Here is a 2,991-nt window from a genome sequence, read left to right as displayed (position 1 = left end):
ATGGCCGCCTTGGAGAAGGAACTGAAGGCTGTTCTCTACAAGCATCTTTATCGGCATGCCGAGGTGATGCGGGTGCGCGCGGACGCCGAGCAGATCGTCAAGCAGCTGTTCGACGCCTATTTCGCCGATCCGCGAGCCATGCCGGACGGCTGGCGCGAGGGGCTGGATCGGGCCGACGATCGCATCAAGGCGCGCAGCGTTGCCGACTTCCTGGCGGGTATGACCGACACCTACGCGCTCAAGGAACACCGGCGTTTGTTTGACCATACGCCTGAATTGAGCTAGGGCGGGCTCGATTTTGCCGGCCGACGAGCCGGATTCGCTGCAAAGCCGCCAGAGCCAGACCCCAGAGTCACACAAATGAACATCTTCGCCGATTTCACCGCGCGAATCATAAAAGCCGTCGAAGCGCTTGATCTGAAAGACAATGATGGCGTTTCGCCGGATTTGTCGCGCATTGCCGTCGAGCCGCCGCGCGACGCCAGCCATGGCGATCTGGCGACCAATGCGGCCATGGTGCTGGCCAAGCCCACCGGCCAGAATCCGCGCGCACTGGCCGAAAGACTGGCGCAAGCGCTGCGCGACGACAAGGATGTCGCCGCAACAGAGGTGGCCGGTCCTGGTTTCGTCAATCTCAGGCTCAAGGACGGCTTCTGGCAGACACATCTGACCGCACTGCTTGGCGAGGGCCGCAACTATGGCCGCTCGACGGTTGGCGGCGGCAGGAAGACCAATGTCGAATATGTCTCGGCCAATCCGACGGGGCCGATGCATGTCGGCCATTGCAGGGGCGCTGTCGTCGGCGACGCGCTCGCCAATCTGATGGCCTTCGCCGGCTACGACGTGACCAAGGAATATGTCATCAACGATGCCGGCTCGCAGATCGACGTGCTCGGCCGTTCCGCATTCCTGCGCTACCGCGAAGCGCTTGGCGACGACATCGGCGAAATACCTGCCGGCCTCTATCCCGGCGATTACCTGGTGCCAGTCGGTCAGGCGCTGGTCACGGAATTCGGCCGCTCGCTTCTGCAGATGCCGGACGATGAGGCGCTCGCCATCGTCAAGGACCGCACCATCGATGCGATGATGGCGATGATCCGCGAGGATCTGGCGATGCTCAACGTGCATCACGACGTGTTCTTCTCCGAGCGCACGCTGCACGCCGACAATGCCAAGAAGATTCGCTCGGCGATCAACGATTTGACTCTGAAAGGCCATATCTACAAGGGCAAGCTGCCGCCGCCCAAGGGCGAGAAGCCCGACGATTGGGAGGACCGTGAGCAGACGTTGTTCCGCTCGACCGCGGTCGGCGACGACATGGATCGGGCGCTGGTCAAGTCGGATGGCTCATTCACCTACTTCGCCGCCGACGTGGCCTATCTCAAGGACAAGGTCGATCGTGGTTTCGTCGACTTGATCTATGTGCTCGGCGCCGACCATGGCGGTTACGTCAAGCGGCTGGAAGCCCTGGCGCGGGCGATCGCCGGCGAAGAGTTGAAGCTCACCGTGCTGCTTTGCCAGTTGGTGAAACTGTTTCGCGATGGCGAACCGGTGCGCATGTCGAAGCGGTCCGGTGATTTCGTGACGCTGCGCGAAGTGGTGGAGGAGGTCGGCCGCGACGCGATACGCTTCATGATGCTCTACCGCAAGAACGATGCACCGTTGGATTTCGATTTCGCCAAGGTGACCGAGCAGTCCAAGGACAATCCGGTGTTCTATGTGCAGTATGCCTCGGCGCGCTGCCATTCGGTGTTCCGTCAGGCGAGCGAGCAATTGGGCGAAGCCAATTTCGACCGCAACAGCCTGGCGTCCGCCGTGGCTTTGCTGACCGACGAGGGCGAGATCGGCCTGATCCGCAAGCTTGCCGAGTACCCGCGTCTGATCGAGTCAGCGGCACTTGCGCTCGAGCCGCACAGGCTGGCATTCTACCTCTATGATTTGGCTTCCAGCTTCCACGGACACTGGAACCGTGGCACGGATAATCCGGACTTACGTTTTGTTAAGGTTAACGACCGACAATTGACGCATGCCAGACTAGGGCTGGTGCAGGCTGTTTCGGACGTTTTGACGTCCGGCCTGACGTTGATCGGAGCCGCCGCGCCCACCGAAATGCGTTAGGTTTGACTAAATAACCTGTCACCTTTTGCCCACATTGCGCTGGTAAGGGCCAACCCTACGCGACGTCCATGGCGTCCGAATGAGTGCGAGTTCGGGAACAATAATGGCAGACAGAACCCAGCTGAGAGTAGCCGACAACAACGACATCGCTGACGATGATCCGTTCGCGGAACTGACCAGGATCATGGGGTTCGACCCGCGCCAGCCGGTCAAGCCGCAATCGCCCGCCCAGCCGAAAGCCCCCGCCGTCGACCACATGGCGGAAGAGGGCGATTTCGATATCGATCTCGAAAAGGAAATGATGGGCGAGTTCGGCGCTGACGACAGCGACGCCGCTCCGGTTGCCGGGGCCCATGAGCCGAGATTCGGACATGAGCCGGCGTTCGAAGCGGCTGACGCCGGCGCAATGGACGACGAGCTTTCGGTGTCGCTCGACGACGATTTCCATCTAGACCTGGACGAAGTCGACGACCAAGCAGCCGGCGCCAGCCATGCGGCCGCCGCTGAAACCGTGCCGTCTTTCGAGTCTGATTTCGACAATGCCGTCGCCAGTTCACTTGAGGATGTCTCGCCCTTCGAGGACGATCAGCCGATGGCGGACGAGCTTGCCGCGTCGCTCGACCAGGACTTCCGGATCGATGAGGAAGCCGAAGAGGCCCGGCACCCGGTTGCCGTCGCCGACGCGCCAGCTTCAGTCGAGACGGCTTCCAATCATGAATTCGACGATGCGGTTGCGATCTCGCTCGAAGACGAGCTGATGCTCGACGACCATTCGGCGGTGGAACAGTCCCACACGGCTGCCGATCCCGTCGAGTATCCCATGCCGGAGCAGGCGGCTGCGCGTGATGCCCAGGCAATCTCCGGTGAGTATCT

Annotated in this window: 1 protein-coding gene and 2 pseudogenes; all 3 read left to right on the top strand. The window is 61.4% G+C overall.

Annotated features, from left to right (window positions below; translation table 11 throughout):
* Positions 1–285 (top strand): annotated as a pseudogene (locus tag EN993_RS33965) (deoxyguanosinetriphosphate triphosphohydrolase); the annotation flags it as partial.
* A 75-nt stretch (positions 286–360) separates the two neighbouring features.
* Positions 361–2,118, top strand: a complete 1,758-nt coding sequence (argS, locus tag EN993_RS33960; RefSeq protein WP_127266064.1) for an arginine--tRNA ligase — start codon at positions 361–363, stop codon at positions 2,116–2,118.
* Positions 2,119–2,221: 103 nt separating this feature from the next.
* Positions 2,222–2,991: pseudogene (locus tag EN993_RS33955) on the top strand (SPOR domain-containing protein); the annotation flags it as partial.

The organism is Mesorhizobium sp. M7D.F.Ca.US.004.01.2.1 (genome assembly GCF_003997785.1).
Classification (GTDB): Bacteria; Pseudomonadota; Alphaproteobacteria; order Rhizobiales; family Rhizobiaceae; genus Mesorhizobium; species Mesorhizobium loti.
The sequence above is the reverse complement of the archived record's forward strand: the minus strand, read 5'-3'. Positions and strand labels throughout refer to the sequence as shown.